The organism is Haladaptatus litoreus (assembly GCF_900156425.1).
GTDB lineage: Archaea > Halobacteriota > Halobacteria > Halobacteriales > Haladaptataceae > Haladaptatus > Haladaptatus litoreus.
In genome coordinates this window covers 478,171-503,139 of record NZ_FTNO01000001.1, presented here as the reverse complement: position 1 = coordinate 503,139, position 24,969 = coordinate 478,171, and the positions used below count along the sequence as shown (strand labels likewise).

Annotated in this window: 25 protein-coding genes; 14 read left to right on the top strand and 11 right to left on the bottom strand. The window is 60.4% G+C overall.

All coding sequences use genetic code 11. The annotated features are described in order from the left end of the window. Nucleotides 1–15 precede the first annotated feature (15 nt). Nucleotides 16–2,679, bottom strand: a complete 2,664-nt coding sequence (mutS, locus tag BW974_RS02620; RefSeq protein ID WP_076427722.1) for a DNA mismatch repair protein MutS — start codon at nt 2,677–2,679, stop codon at nt 16–18. 105 nt (nt 2,680–2,784) lie between these two features. Further along, nucleotides 2,785–3,078, bottom strand: coding sequence for a hypothetical protein (locus tag BW974_RS02615; protein ID WP_076427720.1), 294 nt, complete (start codon nt 3,076–3,078; stop codon nt 2,785–2,787). Between the two features lie 144 nt (nt 3,079–3,222). Here BW974_RS02615 and BW974_RS02610 point away from each other — a divergent pair, with 144 nt between their 5' ends. Both BW974_RS02610 and BW974_RS26905 read left to right on the top strand, forming a co-directional pair. Continuing rightward, nucleotides 3,223–4,449, top strand: a complete 1,227-nt coding sequence (locus BW974_RS02610; RefSeq protein WP_245799879.1) for an aryl-sulfate sulfotransferase — start codon at nt 3,223–3,225, stop codon at nt 4,447–4,449. Between the two features lie 7 nt (nt 4,450–4,456). Then, nucleotides 4,457–4,585 (top strand): hypothetical protein, encoded by a 129-nt coding sequence (locus tag BW974_RS26905; RefSeq protein ID WP_281247653.1) that lies wholly within the window; start codon nt 4,457–4,459, stop codon nt 4,583–4,585. A gap of 5 nt (nt 4,586–4,590) precedes the next feature. Here the strand turns inward: BW974_RS26905 and thiD are convergent, their stop codons facing one another. From thiD to BW974_RS02595, 3 genes are all read right to left on the bottom strand, one after another. Further along, entirely contained in the window at nt 4,591–5,949 is a 1,359-nt protein-coding gene (thiD, locus tag BW974_RS02605; protein WP_076427718.1) for a bifunctional hydroxymethylpyrimidine kinase/phosphomethylpyrimidine kinase, read from the bottom strand. Beyond that, complete coding sequence (locus tag BW974_RS02600) at nt 5,946–6,965, bottom strand: AIR synthase family protein (protein WP_076427716.1); 1,020 nt, start codon at nt 6,963–6,965, stop codon at nt 5,946–5,948. Before BW974_RS02600 ends, thiD begins: the two co-directional genes overlap by 4 nt. A gap of 61 nt (nt 6,966–7,026) precedes the next feature. After that, complete coding sequence (locus BW974_RS02595; protein WP_076427714.1) at nt 7,027–8,037, bottom strand: AIR synthase family protein; 1,011 nt, start codon at nt 8,035–8,037, stop codon at nt 7,027–7,029. Between the two features lie 114 nt (nt 8,038–8,151). Here BW974_RS02595 and BW974_RS02590 point away from each other — a divergent pair, with 114 nt between their 5' ends. The 3 genes from BW974_RS02590 to nucS all read left to right on the top strand — a co-directional run bounded on the left by BW974_RS02590 (nt 8,152) and on the right by nucS (nt 10,309). Next, nucleotides 8,152–8,916 (top strand): NAD-dependent epimerase/dehydratase family protein, encoded by a 765-nt coding sequence (locus BW974_RS02590; RefSeq protein WP_076427712.1) that lies wholly within the window; start codon nt 8,152–8,154, stop codon nt 8,914–8,916. Between the two features lie 63 nt (nt 8,917–8,979). Beyond that, nucleotides 8,980–9,486 (top strand): DUF6735 family protein, encoded by a 507-nt coding sequence (locus BW974_RS02585; RefSeq protein ID WP_245799878.1) that lies wholly within the window; start codon nt 8,980–8,982, stop codon nt 9,484–9,486. A gap of 43 nt (nt 9,487–9,529) precedes the next feature. After that, complete coding sequence (nucS, locus tag BW974_RS02580) at nt 9,530–10,309, top strand: endonuclease NucS (RefSeq protein ID WP_084186183.1); 780 nt, start codon at nt 9,530–9,532, stop codon at nt 10,307–10,309. Here nucS and mutS (BW974_RS02575) read toward each other — a convergent pair. Beyond that, complete coding sequence (gene mutS / locus BW974_RS02575; protein WP_076427709.1) at nt 10,306–12,942, bottom strand: DNA mismatch repair protein MutS; 2,637 nt, start codon at nt 12,940–12,942, stop codon at nt 10,306–10,308. The genes nucS and mutS (BW974_RS02575) overlap by 4 nt on opposite strands. Before the next feature lie 117 nt (nt 12,943–13,059). On the opposite strand from mutS (BW974_RS02575), the gene BW974_RS02570 reads away from it, so the two are divergent. Further along, nucleotides 13,060–14,130 (top strand): guanosine monophosphate reductase, encoded by a 1,071-nt coding sequence (locus BW974_RS02570; RefSeq protein ID WP_076427707.1) that lies wholly within the window; start codon nt 13,060–13,062, stop codon nt 14,128–14,130. Nucleotides 14,131–14,161: 31 nt separating this feature from the next. Here BW974_RS02570 and BW974_RS02565 read toward each other — a convergent pair whose 3' ends face one another. Continuing rightward, entirely contained in the window at nt 14,162–14,794 is a 633-nt protein-coding gene (locus tag BW974_RS02565) for a DsbA family oxidoreductase (RefSeq protein ID WP_076427705.1), read from the bottom strand. Between the two features lie 132 nt (nt 14,795–14,926). On the opposite strand from BW974_RS02565, the gene BW974_RS02560 reads away from it, so the two are divergent. Both BW974_RS02560 and BW974_RS02555 read left to right on the top strand, forming a co-directional pair. Further along, nucleotides 14,927–15,265: a DUF7471 family protein gene (locus tag BW974_RS02560; RefSeq protein WP_076427703.1), complete on the top strand. Its 339-nt coding sequence runs from the start codon at nt 14,927–14,929 to the stop codon at nt 15,263–15,265. 12 nt (nt 15,266–15,277) lie between these two features. Then, nucleotides 15,278–15,790: a winged helix-turn-helix transcriptional regulator gene (locus BW974_RS02555; RefSeq protein WP_076427701.1), complete on the top strand. Its 513-nt coding sequence runs from the start codon at nt 15,278–15,280 to the stop codon at nt 15,788–15,790. 196 nt (nt 15,791–15,986) lie between these two features. Here BW974_RS02555 and BW974_RS02550 read toward each other — a convergent pair whose 3' ends face one another. The 3 genes from BW974_RS02550 to ubaA form a co-directional block, all read right to left on the bottom strand. Further along, nucleotides 15,987–17,105, bottom strand: coding sequence for a hypothetical protein (locus BW974_RS02550; protein ID WP_076430201.1), 1,119 nt, complete (start codon nt 17,103–17,105; stop codon nt 15,987–15,989). 71 nt (nt 17,106–17,176) lie between these two features. Next, on the bottom strand, nt 17,177–17,695 hold the full coding sequence (locus tag BW974_RS02545) for a DUF8215 family protein (protein WP_076427699.1): 519 nt from the start codon (nt 17,693–17,695) through the stop codon (nt 17,177–17,179). 62 nt (nt 17,696–17,757) lie between these two features. Continuing rightward, entirely contained in the window at nt 17,758–18,576 is an 819-nt protein-coding gene (ubaA, locus tag BW974_RS02540; RefSeq protein ID WP_076427697.1) for an SAMP-activating enzyme E1, read from the bottom strand. A 182-nt stretch (nt 18,577–18,758) separates the two neighbouring features. On the opposite strand from ubaA, the gene BW974_RS02535 reads away from it, so the two are divergent. The 4 genes from BW974_RS02535 (at nt 18,759) to BW974_RS02525 (ending at nt 21,800) form a co-directional block, all read left to right on the top strand. Further along, a complete protein-coding gene (locus BW974_RS02535) occupies nt 18,759–19,577 on the top strand; it encodes a CPBP family intramembrane glutamic endopeptidase (protein WP_076427695.1) in 819 nt (272 codons plus the stop codon). A gap of 57 nt (nt 19,578–19,634) precedes the next feature. Further along, a complete protein-coding gene (locus BW974_RS02530) occupies nt 19,635–20,651 on the top strand; it encodes an NADP-dependent oxidoreductase (protein ID WP_076427693.1) in 1,017 nt (338 codons plus the stop codon). Nucleotides 20,652–20,711: 60 nt separating this feature from the next. Beyond that, nucleotides 20,712–20,870, top strand: coding sequence for a hypothetical protein (locus BW974_RS25320; RefSeq protein ID WP_175609613.1), 159 nt, complete (start codon nt 20,712–20,714; stop codon nt 20,868–20,870). A 129-nt stretch (nt 20,871–20,999) separates the two neighbouring features. Further along, nucleotides 21,000–21,800 carry an aldo/keto reductase gene (locus BW974_RS02525; RefSeq protein ID WP_076427691.1) on the top strand — a complete coding sequence of 267 codons (801 nt, stop codon included), beginning with the start codon at nt 21,000–21,002 and terminating at the stop codon, nt 21,798–21,800. A gap of 35 nt (nt 21,801–21,835) precedes the next feature. On the opposite strand, the gene BW974_RS02520 is transcribed toward BW974_RS02525, so the two are convergent. Then, complete coding sequence (locus tag BW974_RS02520) at nt 21,836–23,005, bottom strand: ABC transporter substrate-binding protein (protein ID WP_076427690.1); 1,170 nt, start codon at nt 23,003–23,005, stop codon at nt 21,836–21,838. 149 nt (nt 23,006–23,154) lie between these two features. Here BW974_RS02520 and BW974_RS02515 point away from each other — a divergent pair, with 149 nt between their 5' ends. Then, on the top strand, nt 23,155–23,565 hold the full coding sequence (locus tag BW974_RS02515; protein WP_076427688.1) for a hypothetical protein: 411 nt from the start codon (nt 23,155–23,157) through the stop codon (nt 23,563–23,565). A 170-nt stretch (nt 23,566–23,735) separates the two neighbouring features. Beyond that, nucleotides 23,736–24,938 (top strand): FAD-dependent oxidoreductase, encoded by a 1,203-nt coding sequence (locus BW974_RS02510; protein WP_076430200.1) that lies wholly within the window; start codon nt 23,736–23,738, stop codon nt 24,936–24,938. The last annotated feature ends 31 nt before the right edge of the window (nt 24,939–24,969 follow it).

Here is a 24,969-nt window from a genome sequence, read left to right as displayed (position 1 = left end):
CGCCCTCGAACCGACTTATTCGTCGTCGAGTCGTTTCTGCCACTCTTGCACTTTCGACATCAACTCGATTGGCGACACGTCGGCGACTTCGACGCCCGACAGTTCCGACAGCACTGCCTCGGTTTCGGGGTTGATTTTCTGCTCGTCGTCCGGTTGGTCACCCTGTTCGTTTTCTTCACCACTCTGCTGGAACTCACCGCTTCCGAGGTCGAAAACGGCCTGCACGGGTTCGCTTGACGCGCCGCCTTTTGCCTCGATTGCCTTCTCCTGTCGGAGTTTGTCCAGCACGTCGCGGGAGCGTTCGACCACCGGAACCGGCACGCCAGCGAGATCTGCAACGTGAATTCCGTAACTGCGGTTGGTCGGGCCGTCGCGGACGGTTCTGAGGAAGGTTACGTCGCCATCTCGCTCATCTGCCGCGACGTGGACGTTGGCAACCCTCGGGAGGTGGTCTGCCAACGTCGTCAGTTCGTGGTAGTGAGTCGCAAAGAGCGTCTTCGCGCGAACCTCGTTGTGCAGATACTCCGTCGCGGCCCACGCAATCGAAATTCCGTCGTAGGTTGCGGTTCCGCGCCCGACTTCGTCAAGAATGACGAGCGAATCTTCGCTCGCGGAGTGGAGGATGTTCGAGAGTTCCTGCATCTCCACCATGAAGGTCGAACGTCCTTGGGCCAACTCGTCCAGCGCGCCGACGCGGGTGAAGATGCCATCGACCAGTCCCACGCGGGCCTCACGCGCTGGGACGAAACTCCCGACTTGCGAGAGGAGGGTAATCAGCGCGACTTGGCGCATGTACGTCGATTTTCCGGACATGTTCGGCCCGGTGACGATGAGGAACTCGCGCTCGTCGTCCATCCGAAGGTCGTTGGGGACGAACTCGGTGGTCTGTTCGACGACGGGGTGGCGACCCTGCTCGATGTCGAATCCCGAATCGGCGAGTTCTGGACGAACCCACCCGTTTTCGACGGCGTGAACCGCGAGGCTTGCGAGAGTGTCGAGTTCGGCTAGCGTGCGCCCCACGTCCTGCATGAGTTCCGCGTGGTCTGCGATTCGCGCTCTGAGTTGCCCGAACAGTTCGTACTCCAATTCGCCGCGGCGTTCTTCGAGACGCAGTATTTCACGCTCTCGCTCCCGCAGTTCGTCGGTGACGTATCGCTCGGAGTTTTTCAGCGTCTTGACCGCTTCGTACTCCTCTGGAACCTTGTCTGTGTCCGACTTGCCGACTTGGAGGTAGTAGCCGTCCGTCTTGTTGCGGTCTACCTGCAAATGCGAGATGCCAGTTCGCGATTTCTCCCGACTCGCGAGGGTGTCGAACCACTCCAAATTCTCCTCGTGCTGGTCGATGATGTCGTCCAGTTCGTCGTCGTAGCCGCGGCGGAACAGGCCGCCCTGCGTGACGGTTTTCGGGGGGTCGTCAGCCAGCGCCTCGGCCAACTCCTCGCGCAGGCGTTCTGCCTGCGCTCGGTCGGCACGAGCCACGAGTTCCGCGAGTGGCGAACTCGATAAGGACGGCGCGTTGGCAATCGAATCCGCGACGGCCGGGAGAACCGCGAGGCTGTCCCGAATCCGAAGCAAATCGTTCGCGTCGGCGCTCCCCGAGACGGCTTTGCTCGCCAACCGTTCGAGGTCGTATGTGTCCCCGAGCGTTTCCCGAATCTCCTCGCGGGCCAGAGCCGATTCGGCAAACGCCGACACGTTTGACTGTCGTTCGCGGAGCAAATCGAGCGAACGACGAGGGCGCTGAAGCCACTCTTTCAACAGGCGACGGCCCGCGCTGGTTTTCGTGTGGTCTACCGTGTCGAACAGCGACCCGTTTCGGTCGCCGTGCATGGTTTCTGTGAGTTCGAGGTTGCGCTGGGTCGTCGCGTCCAGTTCGACGTGGTCGTCTGCGTGATACGACTGGAGGCGCGTCATCGAACCGAGGACACCCGCACCCGTTTCCTCGACGTAGGAGAGAACGGCTCCCGCCGCGCGTACTTCCGCGTTCGGCGCGTTTCCGTCCGAATCCAAGCCGATGCTGGAGAGCGCCTCAGTTCCGAACTGCTCGCGGGTGACGTGTTTCGCCTTTCCGGGCGCGAAAGCGTTCGCGTCGTGAAGCGAGAGGGAGGCGTTTGTTCGTTCGCGCACCGCTTCGAGGAACGAATCGTCGTTTCGAATTTCAGGGCCGGGAAGCACTTCGGCGGGGTCGAATCGGTACAATTCCGTCAGCGCCTTCGAATCGGCGTCCGGGCCAGACACCGAACTGACCAGAAACCGTCCCGTCGTCACGTCCGCGAAGGCCAATCCGTAGCCGTCGTCCACGCGAACGATTCCGGCGAGATACTGGGCGTCGTCGTCGGTCGTTTCGAGCAGCGTCCCCGGCGTCACGACCCGTGAAATCTCGCGGGCGTGACCGTTTGCTGTCTCGTATTGGTCGGCGATTGCGACCCGGTAGCCGCGTTCGACCAGTTGTTTCATGTACGGCGTGAGTTCCGAGAGCGGAACGCCAGCCATCGGATAACTGCTTCCGTGACTCGACTTCTGGGAGACGTTCAAATCCAGCACGTCGCCGACCAGTTCCGCGTCGTCGGCGAAAAATTCGTAGAAGTCGCCGACCTGCATCGTCAGCACGTCCGCGTCTGCCTCCTCTTTCAGCGAGAAAAACTCCCCGACGATGCCGCCCTCGCTCACGGCGGACACCCCCGGAGACGGGCAACCGAAATCATATCCGGAGTGAGTCGGGGCGCGAATAAAACGATGTGGTTTCTTCGCCGGAATCGAGTCCGCTGTGATGATTGTGGTGGGTCACTCGGCCATCAACGCGTCGAGTTCCTCGACGCTCGCCCGCACCGATTCGACTTCGGCGTCGAACTTATCGAGAAACGGCTCCGTTCGGTCGGTCGTCACCGCACCGTCGCCTGTCGGCTGTATCAAACCTTCGTTTTCGAGCATCTGGAACGACGTTCTGACCCGGTGCTCCGGAAGGCCGGTAACCGTGGACGCATGCCGAAGGCCAACCGGCTCTTCCGCACGGATACGCTGGAGAATTTCGACGGTTCGAGCAACGAGTTCGACTTCGTCTTGGAGGGATTCGAGCACTGTCGAAGAAGAGCGGTACGTCAGCTAAAGCGTTACCTCATCGTATCGCTGTGAGATTGAGAGTCATATTATTTTTCGCAAACCAGTCGAAGGCCAGCACGATTTTGATACTCCGCCGCATCTAACAGTACTCGCGTGGTTTCCGTGACTCCCCGTTCGGGTCGCCGACTCGGTGCCGGACTAATGGCCGTTTCCCTCGTCAGCTTCGCGCTCGTGCTGGTCGTGAGCGCCGCCGTCGCGCCGCCGATTTCGAAGACGACGACGAACAACGCCGAAAAAACCGTCGTCGGCGTACAATCAACGGCCACCGAGGGTCGGGTCGTCGTCCTCGACGCCGCGGGCGAACAGGTCTGGGATTTCGGCCACGCCGCTAGCTACCACGACGTGTCCCGTCTCCAGAACGGGTCGATTCTCGCGTCGTTCATGGCGCGGGGCTACGACGACTGTGGTTCCTACGAATCTCCCTGCGCGCACACCGGGGTCAGAATCATCGACCCGGAGCCGAATCCCCGAATCGTCTACGAGTGGTCGTTTCCGGTTCGAACCAGCGGAGACAGCGAGGTTCACGACGCCGAGTTTCTCCCCACCGGAGAACTGCTAATCGCGGATATGGACAGAGAGCGCGTGTTCACCCTCGCGCCGAACGGGACGAAAACGTGGCAGTGGAACGCGAGCGAGTTCTACGATTCGCCACCCGACCCGACCAGAACTGACTGGCTCCACATCAACGACGTGGACAGAATCGGTGAGGACAGATACCTCGTCTCGGTTCGCAACGCACACCAGCTGCTCGTCGTAGAGCGCGGGGAGGGCGTCGTCGAAGTGGTGAACGAAAACCGCGACACGAGCGTTTTGAACTACCAGCACAACCCACAGTGGCTTTCCGAGAACGCGATTCTCGTCGCTGACTCGGAAAACGACCGCATCGTAGAACTCCATCGAAACGAATCCACGGGGCAGTGGGAACCCGCGTGGCAGGTACACGATGCGGGGGGAATCAACTTCGATTGGCCCCGCGACGCCGACCGCCTTCCGAATGGGAACACTCTCGTCACCGACAGTCGGAACAACCGCATCGTGGAACTGAACGAATCCGGAGAGATGGTGTGGAGCGCGCGGGTTCCGACGGTTCCTTACGAAGCCGACCGCGACCCCGGCGAGTATCCTGCTGGAGAGCCTGCCGATTCGGAAGGTGTCGTTGGCAGTGGAACGACGAAACTGCCCGTGTTCAGTTATCTACTCGACAGCGCCCGCCACGTCGTTGCCCTGCCGTACTGGCTAGCGGGATGGCATCTCGCGGTCGGGTTCGTGGCGTTCGTGACGTTCGTCGTCGGATTCTGGCTGGTCGTTCGGGGTCGGAAAAGACAGTGAATGAACGATGTTCGTCACGAACGACCCCGACCAACCGAAAGCGGGCGCACGAGGCGGGAAGCGATTCATTCCCATCGAGACGCTGACGACCGACCGGGAAACGTTTCGGTGTTACAACTGGATGGGAGAAGAGTAAGGAACCTATAACGACGAAAGCACCGCGAACGTCCGGCGTTGCAGTTCCTCCGTGTCCTCCGCGAGGATCTTTACGATGGCCTCCTTACCGACTTCGCCGCGGTCGATGACGGCGACGGGCGTCTCGTCTGCCGACTCGAACGCCCGTCTCGCACCCCACTGCATCGTACTGCCTTCCTGCGTTTTCACGTCTTCCGGTTCGGCTGCGCGGTCGAACTCTGCAACCGCACCGCTGAGCGTCGAGAGCGCGGATTCGACGTCGGCATCGAATCGGCAGTTGACGGCGAAGCGCAAGTCTGGGTCGAACTCCCGCGCCGAGAGCAGAAATCTAGCGACGTGACTCGACGCGCCGAATCGCACGCCGCGATTCGGCTTCACGCCCGCAATCGTTCGCGTGATTCGGCCCTCGACGGCGGCGGTTTCGCCGACCGTCTCGGCGTAGGGGGTCGCACCGACGACGTTCATGCCGACTTCCGGCACGAGGTCGCTCACGTCTCGTTCGACGAACGACTGAACGACGCGCTCCACTGCCTCCGCGGTCGAATCGCGCGCCGCGTCGTTTCGCAGTTCGGCGAGATGGTGAACCGACCCCGGCCCTTCCCCGACGTTCAGATGATAGCGCACGGCGCGTTCCATGAATTCTGTCGCGCCTGCAACCGACTCGCGCAGGCTTTCGCCCTGCGCGAGTCGGGCGGCGATGGCACTGGCGAGCGTGCATCCGGAACCGTGCGTTGCGTCCGTCTCGATTCTATCGTGGGTGAAAATTTCGGCACCGTCTTCGGTCACCAGCACGTCTCGAACCTGCTCGCCCGGAACGTGGCCACCCTTGATGAGCACTGCATCTGCACCCAATTCCAGTAGTTTCTCGCCCGCCGATTTCGCGCTTTCGTCGTCCTCGGGTTTCACGCCGGTCAACACCTCGGCTTCGTCGGCGTTCGGCGTCACGAGCGTCGCGTGTTGGATGAGTTCCTCGTAGGCCGATTCGCCATCCGAATCGAGCAGTCGGTCGCCGGAGGTGGCGACCATCACGGGGTCGATAACGACTGGAACGTCTATCTCCGCCACTTCCTCTGCGACGTTACATACGACCGGCGCTTCCGCGAGCATCCCGGTTTTGACCGCCCGAACGTCGAAATCCGAGAAGACGGCGGAACACTGTTCCTCGATTGCTTCGACCGGAAGCGTGAACGCTCCCTCGACGCCCTGCGTGTTCTGGGCCGTGACGCTCGTGATGACGCTGGTTCCGAACACGCCGTGGGCCTCCATCGTCTTCAAATCGGCCTGAATGCCCGCGCCGCCGCCGGAGTCGCTTCCGGCGATTGTCAGCGCGACCGGCGGTTCGACGGGGGCCGGAATCCGGGTCATTCCAATCGCCCCATGAACTCCTCGAAGGCACCCCAGAACGGGTCAACTTCGGGATGAGAGATTCGTTCGCCATCTATCACGACACCGTCACCTTCGCGGACTTCACCGATTTCGGCGGCGAGAATGTCGGCCTCGTCCAGCGCGGCGAGGACGCTGACGGCGTTCTCGGGCGCGACCGAGAGGAGGAGCGTTCCTTCGCTAATCGATTCCCACGGGTCGATGTCGAAGAAGTCGCACGCCTCCAACACGCCCGGCAGAATCGGAATCGAATCCCGATTCACGTCGAGACGAACCCCGCTCGCGCGAGCCATCTCGACTAGTGCCCCGTGGACGCCGCCCTCGGTCGCATCGTGCATCGCGGTGACGTTCCCCGCCTCCGCGGAAACCAGCGCATCTTCGACCGGACTCATATCGTAAAACCGGTCTTTTGCATCTTCGACCGTATCTTCCCGCAGTTCGTCTTCCATCATCTCCTCGAATTGGATAGAGAGTAAGCCCGTGGCTTCGACCGCTGGCCCTTTCGTGAGCAGGACGCGGTCGCCCGGATTCGCGCCGTTTGGGCGAACGATGTCGTCCGGGTCGCCGACAGCCATCGCGTTCGCGCCGCCGACCATCGGGTAGTTGCATCCTGCGTAGCGCGCGGTGTGGCCCGTGACGACGCTGACGCCCAATTTCTTCGCCTCCCGGTCGAACGTTTTCCAAATCGTCTCGAACTCCTCGTCCGTGATTTCCGGCGGCAGATTGAAATCCACCGCGAGGTGTGTCGGCGTGAGTCCGCTCACCGCCACGTCGCTCATGATGATGTGGAAGGCGAACCACGCCGCGCGCTCGAATCCGAGCGAGGGCATGATAAAAATCGGGTCTGTCGCGGTTGCGACCGCTTTTCCGCCGACCTCGAAGACGCCGAAATCCACGCCGTGCTGTGGTGAGAGTGTCACATCGTCACGCTCCGCACCGAGATGCGGGTAAATGTACTCCTCGAAAAACGCCCTGTCTACTTTGCCGAGGTTGTCCATATGCAGGTGTTATTACTAGGTGGTATTTACCAGTGATGCTTGCTGGCATCCACGATTTCGTTCACTCCCGGTCTGCGTACTCGGCGAACACCTGCCACGAGGGGTCTACGTCGGGATGTTCGATTCGACTGCCATCGACGTACACTCCATCGCCCTCACGCACTGTACCCATTTCGGCCGCCGGAATCCCGGCGTCGGAGAGCGCGGAAAGCACGGCCTCCGTGCTTTTCGGCGCGACGGTCAGGACGAGCGTTCCCTCGGTCGTCGACTCCCACGGATTTACTTCGAAAAAGTCGCAGGCTTCCAGCACGCCCGGCAAAATCGGCACGTCTTCGTGGCTCACGTCGAATCGGACGTTGCCTGCCCGGGCCATCTCGACCAACGCGCCGTGAATCCCGCATTCGGTCGCGTCGTGCATCGCGGTGACGTTGCCTGCATCTGCCGCAACGAGGGCGTCCTCCACGGGACTCATGTCGTAGAATCGTTCTTTTGCCTGCTCGATGGTTTCTTCGGGGAGGTCGATATGTTCCTCGAACAGCGTCACCAGAAAGCCCGCCGTCTCGACGCCCGGCCCTTTCGTGACGAGGACGCTGTCCCCCGGTTTTGCCCCATCCGGTCGCACGAGGTTCTCTTTCTTTCCGACTGCCAGCGTCGTTGCTCCGCCGACCCACGGATATTGGCAACCCGAATATCGCGCGGTGTGGCCCGTGACGACGCTGACGCCCAATTTCTTCGCTTCCCGGTCGAACGTTTTCCAGACGGTTGCGAACTCCTCGTCGGTGATTTCCGGCGGCAGGTTGAAATCCACCGCGAGATGGGTTGGTTTGAGTCCGCTGACCGCCACGTCGCTCATCACGACGTGGAAGGCGAACCACCCGGCACGCTCGAACCCCAGTTCGGGCAGAATCGAAATCGGGTCGGTGGCGAGGGCAACGACCTGTTCGTCAAGTTCGATGACTCCGAAATCGACGCCGTGTCTCGGCCCGAGCAGTTCGTCGTCTCGCTCCGCGCCGAGATAGGGGTAGACGTGTTCGTCGAAGAAGTCGCGGTCTATCTTCCCGAGGTCGGTCATACCGGGAATATCTCCCAGTGGCACAAATCGGTAGTGATTCCGCGGGGTAGTACTGTGCGTCCCGGTATTCGACTGGCCGGGAGTTATACGTCCCATCGTGCCTATCTCGCCGACATGACACGAATCGCAGTGACGGGCGCGGCGGGGAACGTCGGACGCGAAACGCTCGCCGCCCTCGAAGAGTACGACGTAACCCCCATCACGCACAGCGAACACGACGACATCGAAAGCCAAGTGTGCGACGTGACCGACGACCAGCGGGTTTCGGAAGTCCTCGCTGGCCACGACGCAGTGGTTCACCTCGCCGCGAACCCCTCGCCGGAAGCCGATTGGCGGAGCACCGTGGACGTGAACATCGAAGGGACGCGCAACGTCTTCGAGGCCGCCCGCGAACACGACATCGACCGCGTCGTCTTCGCCTCTTCGAACCACGCCGTCGGGATGTACAACGCGGACGACCCGGCGGGGACGGAAACGATGGTTACCGGTCACGCCCATCCCGTCTACCCCGACGACCTGCCACGTCCGGACTCCTACTACGGTGTGAGTAAAGTCACCGGAGAAGCCCTCGGAACGTACTTCGCAGACCGCCACGGCATCGAAGTGGTCAACCTCAGAATCGGCTGGCTTCTCTCGGAAGACGAACTTCGAGAGACGCAAACCGAATCGGACGAACACGCCCGATTCTCGCGTGCGATGTGGCTGAGTCCCCGAGATTGCCGCAACGTGATGCACGCTTCAGTCACCGCGGAACTTCCCGAATCGACGGTTATCGCCCACGCCACATCGCGCAACGACGACCGATTCCTTTCGCTGCTCGAAACCGAGCGCGCGCTCGGCTACCGCCCCCGTGACAACGCCTCGGAAGTGCTGGACTGATTCGCAACGACCCTATCTCTCGCATACCTTTTTATTCGATGACGCGACCACTGCGGGCTACCCGTGGGACACAGAGCACTCGTCGCCTACGAGCGACCGGATGGCAGATACGACCGCCACTACGCACACTGGGGCGCGACCTCTCTCGCGCTTCGACACAAAATCACGGCGAAGACGCCGTTTGCAGGGGAAGGTAAATCCGGAATCCGGTGGAAACCCGCCATTGAGCCGACTCCCCAAGACACTGCACTCTCCTGCGAAGAGACGGCCAAATTCGATTTCCAACAGATAGAGGCGTTCTACGTCGTCTCGCTCGCGTGGGTCGTCACGACGTACATCCCGCTCTGGTTCGGCCCCACGGAGCGCGCCGACCGTCGGGTCGGCGCGCTCGTCGCGGTCTGTGACGACCACGACGCGGTTCACGTTAGAGAGTGGTTTCGGGCGACGCGGGCAGTCGTCCGAGATATGGTCGGTCGCGGTGTGCTCGGAGAGCACGAAGCGACGAACTACCTCGCCAGCAGAACTACCGAGTGGGCGGGGGAGCATCGAGAGGTGATTACGGTGGTTTAACTGAACGCTTCGTTTCGCCTCGATACGCGACAGCGATGCGACGATGGCGGTCGGTTTTTATCCGACCGCCATCTACTCCCAGACAGTGACAACCGAGGGCGAGCGGAGAGGAGAACCCACGACGGTACAGGCACCGACGCACCGCGAGGCACTGCTAGCGGTCGAATCGGCAGTCGAGCAGGGCGACCTCCTCACCCTGTTCGGGCGCTGTACCGTCGAGTATGACGGACGTGCGGAGAGCTATCTGGGTTCGGGCGACCGACTCGTCGTCCTCAAACCCGACGGCACCGCGCTCGTTCACACTGAAGAGGGACAAAAACCGGTCAACTGGCAACCGCCGGGCGGAACCTTCGAGTCCGAACTGGCCGACGAGCGACTGCTGGTGAGAAGCAGACGACCGAACCCGGACGAAACGCTCTCGGTCCACTTCGAATTCGTTACCCAACTCTCGGCGTTCGACGTGACCGATGCGAAAGAAATCTCGCTCGAAGGGAGTGAAGAAGACCTCCGACAGCGTATTTTGGCTGACCCCGACCTCGTGGAGGAGGGCTTTACGCCGTTGGCGACCGAGCGCCAGACCGCCGCCGGAGCCATCGACATCTACGGCAAAGACGCGGACGGAACCACGATGGTCGTCGAACTCAAGCGGCGGCGCGTCGGCCCTGACGCGGTCGGACAACTCCGGAGATACATCGACGCGCTCCGGCGTGACCTCCACGCCGGAGCGGAAGTTAGGGGGGTGCTGGTTGCCCCATCGGTCACGGAACGCGCCCGTAACATGCTGGCGGAAAGCGGATTGGAGTTCGTCTCGTTGGAACCCTAATCCAACTGCCCTTTCAGCCTATCGAGCAGTTGCAGTGCTTCGAGTGGCGTCGTATCCGCGACATTCGTCCGCTTGAGTTCCGCGAGAACGTCCGCTGAAACGGTATCGGTTGACATGGGATTTTCGCTCGTCTCTCTCACGTCCATTTTCTCCGCCTCGCTACCATCACAGTCACCACTGGCCTTTAGCAGTTTCTTCGACCGCCTGATAACCGAATCCGGAACGCCCGCAACCTGTGCGACTTCGATGCCGTAGGATGCCATCGTCGCCCCCGGTGAGATGTCGTGTTCGAATACGACCTCGTCATCGTGTTCGGTCGCACCGAAATGGAGGTTGACGGCGTTCGGCAGTTCGTCGGCGACAGCAGTGAGGTCGTGGTGGTGGGTCGCAAACAGGGTCTTCGCGCCGATTTCGTCGTGGATGTGTTCCGTCACCGACCGCGCGATAGCGAACCCGTCTGTCGTGCTGGTTCCGCGGCCAACTTCGTCTAGCAAGATGAGCGATTTCGGAGTCGCATTCCGGAGGATGTCGGCGACCTCCGTCATCTCGACCATGAACGTCGAGCGCCCGCCCGCGATGTCGTCGCTCGCACCGACACGGGTGAAGATTCGGTCTACCAGTTCGAGACGCGCTTCGTCCGCCGGGACGAAACTCCCGACCTGTGCAAGGAGGGTAATCAGCGCGACTTGGCGCATGTACGTCGATTTTCCGGACATGTTCGGCCCGGTGATGACGGCCGTGGTATCGCGGTCGAGGTTCGTATCGTTCGGGACGAACGAGGTTTCGGTACGCTCGACGACTGGGTGACGACCGTTTCGAATCTCGATTCCCTCGCCGCCGATTTCCGGGCGGGAGTAGCCGTGTTTCGCCGCGACTTCCGCCAGCGAAACGAGAACGTCCAATTCGGCCAGCGTGTCGGCGAGCGCCTGTACTCGCTCGGATTCCCCAGCAATTCGACTTCGAACCTCGCAGAACAAGTCGTACTCTAAATCGTCGGCACGCCCCTCTGCGCGGATGATTTCGTCCTCGCGCTGTTTGAGTTCGGGCGTGTAGAATCGTTCCGAATTTTTCAGGGTTTGTCGGCGGTTGTAATCGTCGGGCACTTTGTCGAGGTTAGGGTTCGTCACTTCGATGTAGTAGCCGTGAACCTGATTGAAGCCGACTTTGAGCGACCCGATGCCGGTTCGCTCGCGCTCGGTTTTTTCGAGGTCGTCTATCCATTCTTTGCCCGACCGCTCCGTCTCTCGTAGTTGGGCGAGTTCGTCGTCGTAGCCGGATTTGATGACGCCGCCCTCCGTGATTTCGATTGGCGGTTCCTCGGTGATTGCGCGACCGATTCGGTCGCGAACGTCGGCCATCTCGTCGAGATTTCCGTGGAGGGTTCGTAGCGTTTCGGATTCGACACCTTCCATCGCGTCTGCTACCTTCGGCACCACGTCCAACGTGGATTTCAGCGAGCGCAGGTCGCGGGCGTTGGCACGCCCGCGAGCGACTCGGGAGATGAGGCGTTCGATGTCGTACACGTCCCGCAGGAGGTCGTGGACTTCCTCGCGCTGTTGCACCCGAGTTGTCAACTCCTCGACTGCGTCGAGTCGTTTTTCGATTCGTTCTTGGTCAAGGAGCGGCCTACGAAGCCAATCCTTCAACCGTCTGCTCCCGAGCGCACAGGCAGTTTCGTCCAGAATCCCGACGAGCGTGGCATCGCTTTTTCCGTGAACCGCCCGCGATTCGAACAGTTCGAGGCTCGAAAGTGCGACGGCGTCCACAAGCATGTACGACCGTGGGTCGTACCGCGTGAGGTGGTTCAGGTAATCGAGATGAGCGGTTTCGGCCTCCTCTTCACTTCCTTCGTCCATCGCACGCTCTCCGCCGCGGACGTACTCCGCGTAGGCGAGAAGTGCACCGCAGGCACGGATTTCGGCGTCAGTCGCAAGCAGGCGCTCCGGCGGGCCGAAATACTCCGTAACGAGTTCGCTCGCGGATTCGATGTCGAAGGCTGATTCTTCGTACCCCGTGACCATGCAGTCGGCGTCGAATGGCGTTTCGGGTGCCTCGGGGGCGACGATTGCCTCCGCAGGTGCGAATCGACTGATTTCGTCCGTCGCCGCGGATTCAGTTTCGACCGTCGTCGCGTAGAAATCGCCCGTCGAAACGTCGAGGACGGCCAATCCGTAGTCGCCGTTTCCGTGGTTGCCCTCTCGGGTGAGACACGCGACGAAATTGTTGTCGGCGCCGTGGAGCAGTTCGTCCTCGGTGAGCGTTCCCGGCGTGACGACCCGCGTGACCGCGCGTTCGACCACGCCGGAGGCATCCGCCGGGTCTTGGACTTGGTCGGCGACGGCGACACGATAGCCTGCCTCCAGAAGCGTCTCGATGTACGGTTCGGCGTTGTCGATGGGAATGCCCGCCATCGGGTACGTTCCCGTGTTGTCCTCGCGTTGCGTCAGCGTGATTTCGAGTATCCGGGCACTTCGTTCCGCGGCCTCGCAGAACGTCTCGTAGAAATCGCCCACCTGAAACAGCACTAACGAGTCCTCATACTGCCCGCACAGGTCGAAGTACTGGCGCATCATCGGCGTCAGTTCCTCGCTGTGTTCGGCCATCTGTTCCGGTGGTCCCAGCGCCGCGTCCATGCGAGAAACCCAATGCCTGCATGCAGATAAGCGTCCGGAATCGAGTGGAATTTTGGGTGGACGAAAGTGTTTCAGTAGAATTAAGTGCAGTCGAAAACTCGGAAATGAAGGTTACCGATGGACATCAGGACTGGACTCTCGTATGGCGATGTGCTGTTACTTCCGCAACGCTCCCCGGTCGATAGCCGGAGCGACGTTTCCCTTTCCACGAATCTCACGCGGAACCTCGAACTCGACGCACCGCTCGTCAGTGCGGCTATGGACACCGTCACCGAGGCGGAGGCCGCAATCGCGCTCTCCGAGATGGGCGGAATCGGAACGCTCCACCGGTTCATGAGCATCGAAGAACAGGCAGAACAAGTTCGCACTGTCAAGGATGCTGGCGAACTCGTCGCTGTCGCGGTCGGCATCAACGAAGAGTTCGAAGACCGCGTCGAGGCCACACTCGAAGCGGGCGCGGACTGCATCATGTTCGACGTCGCCCACGGCCACATGGAACGCTGTCTGGACGCCGTTTCGCGCATCGACGACGAGTTCCCCGACGCGGAACTCGTCGCAGGCAACGTCGTGACGCCCGAGGCAGTCTCCGACCTCTACTCCGCGGGCGCAGACGCAGTAAAAGTCGGCGTTGGCCCCGGGTCGCACTGCACGACCCGAGAAGTGACCGGCGCGGGTTCACCGCAGTTGACCGCAGTCGATGACTGTGCAGAGAAGGCTCACGACCTCGGCATCCACATCGTCGCGGACGGCGGCATCCGAACCTCAGGCGACGCCGTCAAGGCGCTGATGGCCGGGGCGGACACCGTGATGATGGGCAGTTTCTTCGCCGGAACCGAGGAAGCGCCCGGTGAGACGGTTACTATCGACGGCCAGAAGTTCAAACGTTCCCGCGGAATGGCGTCAACCGCGGCGAACGAAAACCGTACCGACAAGGAACTCACGCCCGACGCGGACGAAGGCATCGCAGGGCTGACCGAGTACAAAGGTTCGCTCGCGGAGGAAGTCGAACCGTTCCTCGCCGGAATCCGCTCCGGTCTGAGTTACTGCGGCGGCCACGACATTGCCGCGGCCCGCGAAAACGCCGAGTTCATTCAGGTCGCCCCGAGCGCTCGTGAGCGCGAGGGCGCTCATTCGGTGTTTGCGGGCGTGGAACCGGAAGTCGAAAAGGAACTGACTCCGTTGCAGTAGCGTCCAAATCGGACCTCGTTTTCGATACGAACTACACTCCTTCCATCAACCGCTCCAACTGCTCCGGCGGAACCGCACCACGCGCGGCGTATCCCTCGTATGTGAACGTCGGGACGCCCGTGATTCCTCGCTGTTGTGCCTCCCCGAATTTTTCGTGAACGCGCTCTCGCAGGTCGTCGTCTTCGATTGCTGCTCGAATTTCGTCGCCGTCGAGTTCCTCGTCGTCCGCGATTTTCGCCAGCACGACAGGGTCGCCGATGTCGTCTCCTTCCTGCCAAAGCGCGTCCAAAATGGACTCGTCGAAGTCTCGCCACTGGTCGGGATATTCCTCTTGGACGTAGAAGGAGGCGACCTGTGCGTTCAACGAGTCGATGTCGGTGGCGATTTCCAGTTCCATCTCCACACCGTACTTTTCCTGCAAGCGCCGGACGTTCTCCCGCGCTTGCTCGTAGTAGGCGTCGTCTTTCCCGTCGTCGGCGCCGTGGTCGATACTGCCGTCGGGGTTTCTCTTTCCGCTTCTGAGGTCGAATGGATGCCAGTCGAGGGCAACTTTCTCGCCCCTTTGCTCCTCGTAGCGTTCGAGCGACTTGCGCCCGAGGTAGCAGAACGGACAGACGTAATCAGAGTACACCGTGAGTCGGTCGTCTCTTTGTGAGTCGGCCATGCCGAACCGTTGTGGAGTCGGCCTGTAAAGGGAGAGGAATCGGGAGGGAATTGCCGGATGTGTCGCGAGTCGTCTGAAACGAACTGGTCGAAACCGAACGCCTGACGTAGCTTCGCTCCTAACTAGAGCCGAATGGTTTCCGCGTTCCACCCGCTTCACTCGCTCGCCGGAAGCGGCGAACTGATGCTTCCGACCGTCCTCGCGCTCTCGGCGGTGGGGTCGGTGTTCGTTCTCGCGCTGGCGCTGCTCGCGTTCCGCCAGCGACGGACGCTCCCCTATCTGCTGGTGGCGCTGGCGTTCGGCGCGCTCGCGGGACAGACGCTTATGGGTGGCCTCACGACGGTCAACTACGTGGCCGAGGGGACACATCACCTCGTGGAGCACATCCTCGACGTGGTGATCATCGTCCTTCTTGTCGGTGCGGTGTACTACGCACGCTCGGTGGAAACGAAACAATCGAACCAACGGTGACAGAAACACGCAATGACTGAAACACGAACACAGATAGCGCGATACGTCGAATCACGTCCCGGCGTCCACTTCAACGACCTCGTCCGAGGGTCGGGACTCGCGCCCGGACAGGTGCAGTACCATCTCCGTGAGTTGCTCGGCAAAGAGCAACTCACCAGCGAGCAGTTGTACGGCAAAACGCACTACTATCCGCCGGAGTACGACGAGTGGGAGCGTTCCGCGCTCGCCCTGCTCCGCCGAGAGACGGCCCGAGACGTGCTCGTAACTCTGCTCGAACAAGAAACGGCCCGACCCGCGAGCCTTGCGGACGACCTCGGCATCGCCCGAAGCACCCTCGAATGGCACGTCAACCATCTCGTGGAACAAAATTTGGTCGAAAAGCAACGTGACGCGAGAAATCGGGTAACGCTCGTTCCGGCGCGACCGGAGGAAACTGGAAAACTGCTGGCGACTGTCACGCCATCGTTCCCGGAGCGAATGGTGGACAGGTTTACGCGCCTCGTGGACGATTTGTTGGCGGAATAAGAGCGATTTGTTCGAACGGTTCGTAGTCTGCATCAGTTGTCGAGACGGTACAGTTCGTCACCGGCGGCGACGCTCTGCGTGAATTTTCTCCGACGCATCAGAAATATTACTAATACGATATTTATAGTATGGTTACTGTCGAACGTGAGCTTCGGATGGTTTTCGGCGGTTGATAACAGAAATCCGACTGCGATTGCTACTCGTTCTGCATCCCGAAATACGCCAGATTCCCGGCCAACAGCGCGACGCTGAAGACGAAAAACAGCGCGCCGATTGGCGAGGCGAGGTCAACGAACAGCCAGTAGAGGGGTGCCGCCGCAGATGGGCCGACCGAAACTACGGCGAGTTCCGAGATGAGTGGCCCACAGCAACAGAAAGCAGCGGGAACCGCGACCGTCGCCGTACCGGAGGTGATTTCGCGCGAATCCGTTTTTGTCGCGCCTTGCCAGTGGAACGCGATGACCGCGGCGTTCAGGCCGACGAGGATTGCGACCGTTCCGATTTGAATCACCATTCCGAGCGAGAGCACGCCGGAGAGCGGCACTGACGGGAAGTTGAACTCCACGGCAGTCCAGTACACCAGCGGGTTGGCGACTGGAATGGTCGTAACGAACGCCCCGTCCGGTACCCCGATTCCGTGCTCCGGAATGAAAGAGAGCATCCCCATCGAGAAGGCGAAGAAGAGTCCTGCGAGGACACCATTACCGACGCCGAACCAGCGAGCGGGTCGGTCGCGGAGTGCCAACGAGAGGGACTCACGCGCGTCACGCCAGATGATGTAGCCGAGGGCGACCGGAAGTGCGAAGACGAGGGCGTAGCCGAGCGGGTGCGTTCGCGTGCCGAACGCACCCATCACCGCAGGGTAAGCGACCCACGCGCCGAGCAGGAGTCCGAGTCCGGCGTAGCGCGGTCGGTTAGGCCATTTGATTCGCCCGGCGAGGACGCTTCCGACCGCGATAATCGTCCCGGCGGCGAGCGTCAGCGGGAGATACCATTCCTGCGCGAGCGGGGCTTGCGCTGCACGAACTGTTTCGATTACCGAGAACTGTACCAGTCCGACTGCCCCGACGACGCTGACGAACAATCCGGCGAAAACGCCCCAGAGCGCGACGGTTCGCTGGTGGTTCCACGCAGTGCGCCCGAAGAAAACACTGGTAGCGACGATGCCGATGCCCCCGAACAGGACGACCAGCGGGAGCCACTGCGGATACGCTGGTGTGTGTTCGCCTCCATGAGCAGAAGCGATGGGAAGCGCTCCGAGGGCCGCCAGCACGACGAGTGCTCGAACGCCCCACGCTTCCACCTTCGAGTCCATATTCAAGGCTAACGGCTGCGTTCTCATGTAGGCACTGGATTCGTTTTCGAAGAAATCGGCAGGCAGCGATGTCAATCGGAGTTGGATACGTACTCGTAGAACTCGTCGGCGATTCGCGGGAACATGCCGATGGCAATCGCAGCGAACAGGAACGTGAACAACACGGAAACTACCGGGAGCGAGAGCGTCACGGCTATCGCCCCGCCACCGTATGCAGCGACCGCCAGTACGAGATTGTAGTAACCGAGGCGCAACAGTATCAGCGACGGCGAAAGCGACACCCACCCCGGAACGTCCGTTCCGAGTGGCGTCACCCACCCGCCGCGAATCGCCGCGGCGACGACGACCATCGTCACCCACGCTATCATCGCGGAGTTTTTCACGCCGAAGTGGGTGACGTTCGCGGTTATCGCCACGAAGGCGAGAAGCGGCATGGTGACGAGGGAGACGTCCGCGAAGGTGTAGACGGCGTCGTCGATGAATCGACCGACGCCGTCCTTCTCGACAGTCGTCGTCTGGCCGTGTCCGTACCACGTGCCGCGCCGACTGCTCCGAGCCTTCTTCGTGTCCCTCGCGGGGTGTCGGGACATTGCGGGAGACTACTGGCTACAGTCAAATAGTCATTTGGGACGGAAATCGGTCGAAAGGTTGCTCAATCGGCCTGTACCGCGCAGGATTCGTCGGTGTACTCTACCTCTCCAATCGACTCGATTCCTTCCTCTCCGCACACCGGGCAATCGGGGTTTTTGCGATATTCGACTTCCTCGAAGGACATGTCCATGGCGTCGTAAAACACCATTCGACCTTCCAGTAGTTCGCCCACGCCGATGAGTTGTTTCACCGTTTCGGTGGCCTGCATACAGCCGACGGTTCCGGGGAGCACGCCGAGGACGCCCGTCGTCGCGCAGTCCGCGACCATCCCGTCCGGCGGCGCTTCGGGGAACAGACAGCGATAGCATGGCCCGTCGGTCGTGAACGTCGTCACTTGGCCTTCGAATTTGTAAATCGCGCCGTGGGAGAACGGGATTTCGGCGAGTGTACACACGTCGTTGACGAGGTAGCGCGTCCGAAAATTGTCGGTCGCGTCCACGACGAAATCGTAGCCGGCGACGAGTTCCTCGGCATTTTCCGGTTCAACGCGAACGTGGTGCGTTTCGACGGTCACGTCGGGGTTCAGATTCGTCACGAAATCCTCCGCACTCTCGGCTTTCGGGCGTCCAACGTCGTCGTCGCCGTGGACGACTTGTCGCTGCAGGTTGCTTCGTTCCACCACGTCGTCGTCCGCGATGCCGAGCGTGCCGACGCCCGCGGCGGCGAGATATTCGATGACGGGCGCGCCGAGGCCGCCTGCACCGATGACGAGGACGGCGGCGTCGAGGAGGGCCTGCTGGCCCTCCGGTCCCACTTCGTCCATGATGATGTGTCGGGAGTAGCGGTCGAGTTGTGTCGCACCGAGCGAAAGGCCGCTCATGCTTCCGGATTGGTCGTATCGGCGTATAAACCCGTGGTTCGGCGACATTCGAACCGGCCTGCGTCGGCCGATGCAGGTCGGCGTTGGTCAACGCAGGCTGGCGCGGTCGATTTTACGTACAGTTGGGGCATCGCAAAATCCAATGGGAATAGTTTTTCGCCCTCCACTGCGCGCACTGCGATATGCAAACCACCGTCTCCGGAGAGAAACGGACGAAACGCCGTTCGTTTTTGAAAGGGGTGGTCGCGACGTTCCTGCTCGGCGTTCCGGGAATTGCGGCGGTCGGACTCTCCTCGATAGAGACGCTTCGACAGCTTCCGGAACTCGCCGACCTCCCGGCAGTGACGTTGTTTTTCGTGGCAATCAGCCAACCGCTCGTGCTACTCGCGATTGCCTGTCTCGTCGGCACCACCCTCGCTCCGCGCGTCGATTTACAGTCGCGGCTGTTGGCCCGACTTACCGGTCGGATTCAACCGCCGAGTCTGTTCGCAGAAGAGGTACCAATCGGAATCGGCGTCGGCGTTGCGGCATCGTTTCTCATCCTCGCGCTCGACTTCGCGTTCGCACCGTTTCTCCCGCCGGAACTCTCGGCATACACCGTACTGAACACGAACAGCGCCTCTATCTTCGGCGTCCTCGCGAGCATCCCCGTACGATTTCTGTACGGTGGAATCACCGAAGAGCTACTGCTTCGATACGGATTCATGACACTCGTCGTATGGGCGGTTTGGAAACTGGCCGGAGGTGAACGCCCGTCCGACCGACTGATGTGGTCTGCAATCCTCGTTTCTGCCGTCGTTTTCGGTCTGGGCCACCTTCCCGCGATGTCCATAGACGTTCCGTTGACGCCAATCGTGGTCGTTCGAACGGTTCTTCTCAACGCGATTGCCGGGGTCGGATTCGGCTGGCTCTACTGGCGACAGAGCCTCGAAACCGCGATGGTCGGCCACGCCTCGTTCCACGTGGTTCTCGTTATCGTCTCCCTCCTTCTCGTTCTATAAGCGGCAAAGGCGGCTTCTGCCGAAGTGTTGTTTTGTCTTCCCGTCGTTCGTCCAGCCATGGCAACCAACCGGAAGTACCTCCTTTCACAGCGTCCAGACGGCACGCCGAACCGCGAAACGTTCGAACTGGTCGAAGAAGACGTTCCGGAACCGGGGGCGGGCGAGGCACTCGTCCGAACCCTCTACCTCTCGGTTGACCCGTACATGCGCGGGCGAATGCGCGACGCGGAATCCTACGCCGAACCGTGGGACGTCGGCGACCCGCTTCAGGCCGCCGTGGTCGGCGAAGTCGTGGAATCCAACGGCGCGGGATTCGAAGTGGGGCAACTCGTCGCCGGGAACTTAGAATGGGCGGATTACGCGACTGCCTCCGGCAGTGCGCTCCAGCCCGTCAACCCCGACCACGCCCCGATTTCGACGGCCCTCGGCGTCCTCGGAATGCCCGGGCGAACCGCCTACTTCGGAACGAGAGAAGTGGCCGAACCCAAAGCAGGCGACACCTTCGTCGTCTCCGGGGCGGCGGGCGCGGTCGGTTCCGTCGCGGGTCAGATTGCGAAGCAATCTGGCGCTCGCGTCGTCGGTTTCGCCGGTTCCGACGAGAAAGTCGAATTTCTCGAAGACGAATGTGGTTTCGACGTTGGCATCAACTACAAAGACACGGACGACTACGGCGCGGCGCTCGACAGCGCCGCGCCTGACGGAGTAGACGTGTACTTCGACAACGTCGGCGGCGAGATTACCGACGCCGTCTTTTCGAAACTGAACGTGGACGCGCGAGTCGCCGTGTGCGGGCAGATCGCGCTCTACAACGAAGAATCGGTTCCGATGGGGCCGCGGAAACTCGGGAAACTCATCGAAAGTCGTGCGCAAGTACAGGGCTTCCTCGTCAGCGACTTCTCTCCGCGATTCGAACAGGCAACCCGACAGTTGGCGAAATGGGTTTCGACGGGCGAACTCGCGTATCGAGAGACGGTAACCGAGGGCTTGGAAAACGCTCCCGACGCCTTCTTGGGACTGTTCGAGGGCGAAAACATCGGCAAACAGTTGGTGAAAGTCGGCGAACGAAGCGAGTAAGCAAACGTCGTCAGCGGCACGAAGAAATTTCTGCGTGGCGGGCGTACCTCCGTCGTCTCTATGAAAGTACAGGTGGGGGAAGAAACAGTAAACGAAATGCTGTGGCGAATCGACGCGAAACTGGCCGAGTTCGAACTGGAATGGGGCCCATTCGAAGCCGAAGTCGAACTAGGGGGCGATGTGGCGGTCAGGATGGAGTTGAAATCGGAAGACGAGTGACCCCCTCTTCGCCGGAGTAACTGACGGATGAGATAGCAACACGCTTCAGCGAACGTTTTACAGTACCGCTCCACGGAAGCAGTCGAACTCCACGAATCCTTTTGCACACGTGTCACGAAAGAGAGGAAAATGCCCCGCAAAACGATTCCCAAAATCGGTGTCGGAACCTACGAAAACACCGACCCAGAAGTTTGCAAAGCGAGCGTCGAAACCGCACTGAACCTCGGCTATCGTCACGTCGATACCGCCGAGATGTACGAAAACGAAGCCGCGGTCGGCGAGGGAATCGCTGCGACTGACTGCGACCGGGACGACGTGTTCATTTCGACGAAGATTCACTCGGCTAATCTCGGGTACGAGGACGTGTTGACGCACGCTCGGGAGAGTTGCGACAGATTAGGCGTGGACGTTCTCGACCTGCTGTACGTCCACTGGCCGATACGTGCATACGACCCCGAGGAGACGCTTTCGGCGTTCGACGAACTGTACGACCGCGGCCTGATTCGTCACGTCGGACTCTCGAATTTCACGCCCGCACTGCTCGAAACCGCGCTCGAAGCGTTGGATGCGCCACTGCTTGCACATCAGGTCGAATGTCACCCTCTACTCCAGCAGAAAGAACTGCGAAAATTCGCCCGCGAACACGGCCATCGGTTTGTCGCGTACTCTCCGCTGGCAAAGGGTTCGGTAACCGAAATGCCGGAATTGGTCGATATTGCGGACAAGCACGGAGCGACCCCGGCGCAAGTCAGTCTCGCGTGGTTGTTGTCGAAGGAGTGCGTCGTCATTCCGAAATCGTCCTCGGAATCACACCTCCGCGAGAATTTCGAGGCACGACGAATCTCGCTGGACAAAACAGACATCGAACGAATCGACGGTATCGACCGAACGACCCGACAGGTCGATTTCGAGGCGGCACCGTGGAGCTGATTGTATGTTGATGGGTAGTTTCCGCGTTTGATTTCTCAGAATTTCCCTTTGACGATGTCGCTCACTCTCTGTCGGTCGAACAGTTGCTGGCCGCCGAACTCGTCGGGATAGAGTCCCTGCGCGGTTCGTTCGAGCTGAAATAGGTGAATAATCGGGCCTTGATAGGTCAAGCCGCCGTAGACGATGCGGTCGTTCTGAACCGCCTGAAGGTTGCTTGCGACGTTGTGGCTCTTCAGATGCGACGTGATTTCTCGGTCGATGTACTCCTGTGTAATCTCGCCTTGCAACCGAATCGCGATGACTTCCGGGTCGATTTCCAACAGTGATTCGTAGTCGATGGTTCCACCGCCCGCTTGCGCGTCCGAAATGCCGTGTTGAGCCAGTGCATCCTCCACGTTCAAATCTGCCCAATGTTTGGACTGGGTTCCGGAACCGATGAGATACGGATAGAACGATTCCGGCGGGATGTCGGCGGGATACAGCACCGCGACGGTCGGCGTCTCGTCGGGAAGTCGGGACTGAACGTCGGACAGAATCTCGTCGTGATACTTTTTGAACACCTCGTATCGTTGGCGTTCCTGAAACACCTCGGCGATTTTCTCGAACGCTTCGTACATCGAATAGTCGGCGTACTCGTGCCAGTCGTACACTCTCGTGAATATCGTGTTGCCGAAAAACGGGCCGACGTTGTTCCCGATTTCATCGACGTCGCGCTGGCTCCACTGAAGGCGGTTTATCATGAAATTGGGGTCGATGACGTGAACGTCCGCGTCGAGTTCGTAGAACAGTTCCTTGCCGGTGCCGTCCTGCCACAGTTCCGTGAGGTCGTCTTTGTTGACGGCAACATCCGGCAGTTCCTCGTACAGATGCGAGCCGAAACGGGCGCGAACGCCGATAGCCGAAAGTCCGTCGCTTTGACCGAGTGCAACGCCCATATCGGCGTAGTCACCCGTGTACGGAACCCACGTTTGCGGAGCCTCCTCGAACTCGACGGTTCCCACCGGTTCCATCGTCACCGAATAGGAGCCGTCGTCGCTGGTGCCGGAATCAGTGTCGGTACTCGTGGATGGTTCCCCTGTCGTCTCTTCGGACGATGAGCTATCGTCGGTACAACCGGCAAGCAGCCCACCACCGATGACCGCACCGCCGTACTTCACGTAATCGCGTCGAGTCGGTGCCTGCAAACCATTTGTCTCTTCTGCCATGGTTTTAGGCTCGCCTAAAAAGGCAAAATCGTTTCGATTTTTTGGCTAGCCTAAATCTCGGAGGTTCGACATCGCACAAACACACTCTCGCGTGCAGGTGAACATGTATACGTCAATTCTGATTCGTCTCCACTGACTCCGTTCAACGGATGACAGCATCACCAGACTTACACTGGAAACGGATCATCGCGGGGGGAATCGCACCGCACGCGATTTCGGTCGTGGGAATCATCGTGGCAATCGTTGGGTACACCGTTCTCGTCGCGTTCGGAACCGGCAGCGAACCTGATGCCGGGTCGTTACAACAGTTCAACACGGTTATCTCGATGCAGATTTTCCCGGTTGCGACGATTTTGCTAACCGTCGTAGTTTCGGCGTGGGTCGTCCGTCGGGTCGATTCCGACACGGCGCTACTGCACGGTTTCATCGTCGGCGTGTTTGCAGGACTCCTCGGCGGTGCGTTCGGCGCACTCGACGCGATGATGGCGGTTCGCTTCACTGCAACCGTGCTCGCAGGAGTCCTCGGCGCGAAACTCGAACCGGTACTGTTCGACAAATAACTGTTCTCGGATTTTTTGTACTTACGACCAGCGACAGCTGTCGCTGGCCGTTGTGGCATCGAATTCACTCAGCAATACGACGTCGAATCCACTCATCAGTACGATGTCAACCCCTCGCGTCAACATGTTCATCTGAATACTGATGCGAAAACGAAGCCAGCTATTCGATGATGAAAGAACGCATAAACGGTAGTGACGAACCCGCGACGAAGCGAAAGGCGCTGATAATCGGCTGCGGCGTTGCTGGCCCGGTTCTCGCAATGTACTTGCAACGAACAGGTATCACTCCAGTTATCTACGAGGGACAACCGGAGCCACGTGACGACGCGGGATTTTTCCTCAATTTGGCCGCGAACGGAACGGACGTACTCGATACGCTCGGAATCGGAGACGAGGTGCTGGAACACGGCCACCGAACGAAAAATCTGGTTTTTCAAAACCACAGGCAGAAGCAACTCGGGGAGAACCCACAGGAGACGGTACTCATCAAACGAGGGCGTCTCACCGAGGGACTTCGGGAGGCGGCACTCGACCGTGGCATCGAAGTGAACTTCGGAAAACGACTGACAGACGTACAGATTCCGCACGACGAGATGGCAATCGCGTACTTCGACGACGGCACGGAAGCCCACGGCGATTTCCTCGTCGGGTGTGACGGAATCCACTCGCAGACCCGACGCTCGATTCTACCGAACACACCCGAACCGGAGTACACGGGTATCATCGACTCCGGCGCGTTCGCGCGAACCGAGTCGATTCCGCCGTCAGATGGCGTCATGCGGATGACGTTCGGCGTGGACGGCTTTTTCGGCTATCAGAAAGTTCCGACCGGGGAGATTTACTGGTTCGAAAACCACGAGCGGGCGACGGCACCCGAGCGAACGGAACTGGACGCGATTTCGACCCCGGAGTGGAAGGAAAAACTGCTCCGGCGCCATCGAGATGACCACGACGAAATCACCGAAATAATCCGCTCGACCGAGGGGGAAATCGGCAAATGGCCGGTGTACGACCTGCCGTCGCTCCCGACGTGGTATCGAGAGAGCGTCTGTCTAATCGGCGATGCCGCGCACGCGACATCCCCGCACGTCGGGCAGGGAGCGTCACTTGCGATGGAAGACGCAATCGTGCTGGCGAAATGCGTCCGTGACAGCGAGCACGTTTCTGACGCGTTCGAAACCTTCGAAACCCTGCGGCGGGAGCGAGTCAAGGACATCGTGAAAAAGTCGCGGGAGACGGGCAATCAGAAAGCACCCTCCAACGTCGTGACGCGAAAAATGCGTGACATCGTCCTCCCGTTTTTCCTCAAACGAGGCATGAAAAACTTCGAGCAAATATATTCGTATCGCGTGAACTGGAACGAGTCAGTGTAATCTGTATCGGAAAATCGGGGAGATCGGCCGT

Coding starts and splice junctions, on each gene's coding strand:
- BW974_RS26905 (WP_281247653.1), top strand. CDS start 4,457: ATGTTCGTCACGAACGACCCCGACCAACCGAAAGCGGGCGCACGAGGC.
- thiD (WP_076427718.1), bottom strand. CDS start 5,949: ATGACCCGGATTCCGGCCCCCGTCGAACCGCCGGTCGCGCTGACAATC.
- BW974_RS02600 (WP_076427716.1), bottom strand. CDS start 6,965: ATGGACAACCTCGGCAAAGTAGACAGGGCGTTTTTCGAGGAGTACATT.
- BW974_RS02595 (WP_076427714.1), bottom strand. CDS start 8,037: ATGACCGACCTCGGGAAGATAGACCGCGACTTCTTCGACGAACACGTC.
- BW974_RS02590 (WP_076427712.1), top strand. CDS start 8,152: ATGACACGAATCGCAGTGACGGGCGCGGCGGGGAACGTCGGACGCGAA.
- nucS (WP_084186183.1), top strand. CDS start 9,530: ATGGCGGTCGGTTTTTATCCGACCGCCATCTACTCCCAGACAGTGACA.
- mutS (WP_076427709.1), bottom strand. CDS start 12,942: ATGGACGCGGCGCTGGGACCACCGGAACAGATGGCCGAACACAGCGAG.
- BW974_RS02570 (WP_076427707.1), top strand. CDS start 13,060: ATGGACATCAGGACTGGACTCTCGTATGGCGATGTGCTGTTACTTCCG.
- BW974_RS02565 (WP_076427705.1), bottom strand. CDS start 14,794: ATGGCCGACTCACAAAGAGACGACCGACTCACGGTGTACTCTGATTAC.
- BW974_RS02560 (WP_076427703.1), top strand. CDS start 14,927: ATGGTTTCCGCGTTCCACCCGCTTCACTCGCTCGCCGGAAGCGGCGAA.
- BW974_RS02555 (WP_076427701.1), top strand. CDS start 15,278: ATGACTGAAACACGAACACAGATAGCGCGATACGTCGAATCACGTCCC.
- BW974_RS02550 (WP_076430201.1), bottom strand. CDS start 17,105: ATGGACTCGAAGGTGGAAGCGTGGGGCGTTCGAGCACTCGTCGTGCTG.
- BW974_RS02545 (WP_076427699.1), bottom strand. CDS start 17,695: ATGTCCCGACACCCCGCGAGGGACACGAAGAAGGCTCGGAGCAGTCGG.
- ubaA (WP_076427697.1), bottom strand. CDS start 18,576: ATGAGCGGCCTTTCGCTCGGTGCGACACAACTCGACCGCTACTCCCGA.
- BW974_RS02535 (WP_076427695.1), top strand. CDS start 18,759: ATGCAAACCACCGTCTCCGGAGAGAAACGGACGAAACGCCGTTCGTTT.
- BW974_RS02530 (WP_076427693.1), top strand. CDS start 19,635: ATGGCAACCAACCGGAAGTACCTCCTTTCACAGCGTCCAGACGGCACG.
- BW974_RS25320 (WP_175609613.1), top strand. CDS start 20,712: ATGAAAGTACAGGTGGGGGAAGAAACAGTAAACGAAATGCTGTGGCGA.
- BW974_RS02525 (WP_076427691.1), top strand. CDS start 21,000: ATGCCCCGCAAAACGATTCCCAAAATCGGTGTCGGAACCTACGAAAAC.
- BW974_RS02520 (WP_076427690.1), bottom strand. CDS start 23,005: ATGGCAGAAGAGACAAATGGTTTGCAGGCACCGACTCGACGCGATTAC.
- BW974_RS02515 (WP_076427688.1), top strand. CDS start 23,155: ATGACAGCATCACCAGACTTACACTGGAAACGGATCATCGCGGGGGGA.
- BW974_RS02510 (WP_076430200.1), top strand. CDS start 23,736: ATGAAAGAACGCATAAACGGTAGTGACGAACCCGCGACGAAGCGAAAG.